This window comes from Kitasatospora sp. NPDC056783, assembly GCF_042789895.1.
GTDB lineage: Bacteria > Actinomycetota > Actinomycetes > Streptomycetales > Streptomycetaceae > Kitasatospora.
Genome location: NZ_JBHUAF010000719.1, coordinates 1 through 1,170, shown reverse-complemented (window position 1 = coordinate 1,170; position 1,170 = coordinate 1). Strand labels below are relative to the sequence as shown.

Genomic DNA, 1,170 nt, shown 5'->3' with positions numbered 1-1,170 from the left:
GACGTACCGCATCGTCGTGGCGATCCAGGAACGTCCCAAAATCTCCTGAATTGCGACCAAGTCCAGGCCGCCCGAGTAGAGCTCGGACGCGCAGAAGTGCCGCAGGACGTGTGGCGTCAATTTCTCTGCCCAGCCGGGAAGATGAGCCTCGACTGCGGCGGCCAGGCCGTTCCGCAGGGCGTCGTCGCCCACCCGACACGAGGATCCGTCGGCGTTCCTGCGTTCGGAGGGGAACAGCGGGGTGCCAGGGCGGGTGTGGTCGTCGTCGAACTGGCCCCAGACGTCCTCGATGAACCACCGCAGGGTCCGGTCCGCACCGTTGATCAGTGGCACCATCCGCTCGCGCGGCCCGGAGCCGCGGGCGCCCTTGCCATGGCGGACGTGGAGCTTGCCGAACCGGCCCAGGTGCCACTTGATGTCGGTGAGGTCGAGCCCGCACGCCTCGCTGACCCGCAGCCCAACCTGGGACATCAGCTTCGCGGCGGTGTAGTTCCTCGCGGTTGGGGCGCACTTGCGGCAGGTCGCCAGCTCGGCGCCCCAGCCGGTGAACAGCCGGCCGACCTCCGGGGCGGTCGGCGGGATCCGCAGCTGGGCGTCCTTGGAACCGTGCGGGCGGTTCATCTCGTCGATCGGGCACTCGACGACCCGGCCGGTCATCCGGTGGATCTCGACCTTGTGCCGCAGCTCCAGGAACAGGAAGTACGTGCTCAGGGCCTGGGAGCGGGCCAGGCGGGTGCCACTGGGCGAGCCCCGCAGCACCCGCCCGAAGTACGCGTCCGCGTCGGCGGGCTCCAAGTCCCACAGCGGCCGGCCGAACCAGGTCCGCACCTGCTCCAAGTGCCCGACGTCCCCGCGGATCGTGCCGTCCGTCAGCCCCGCCGAGGCTCGTGCGAGCACGAATCCGGCCAGCACGTCGGTCTCGAACCGCTCCAGCTCCTCCGCCGAGACCGGATCCCGGTACTCGCGCAGGTCCCGCACCACCGCCAGCGCCGCCAACTCGCGCCTCCTCGCCTTCGACCGGACCGCAGATCGGTCGCACAAGCTGAGAACGCTTCAGGAATCCCGAAGTTACGTCACAGCCCAGCGGAGCACTCGAAGGAGGAAGAAGCCCCTGGCCACGGCCTCGGTCACTCAGCGGGGCTCAGGAGAACTCGCGGGATGTCGCACAGT

1 protein-coding gene is annotated in these 1,170 nt (G+C 69.6%); it reads right to left on the bottom strand.

Features of this window, described 5'->3' with window-relative positions; all coding sequences use genetic code 11:
• The coding region (locus ACFRMQ_RS40855; RefSeq protein WP_380736001.1) for a tyrosine-type recombinase/integrase at nucleotides 1-996 on the bottom strand (996 nt) is incomplete at its 3' end.
• Nucleotides 997-1,170: the final 174 nt, after the last annotated feature.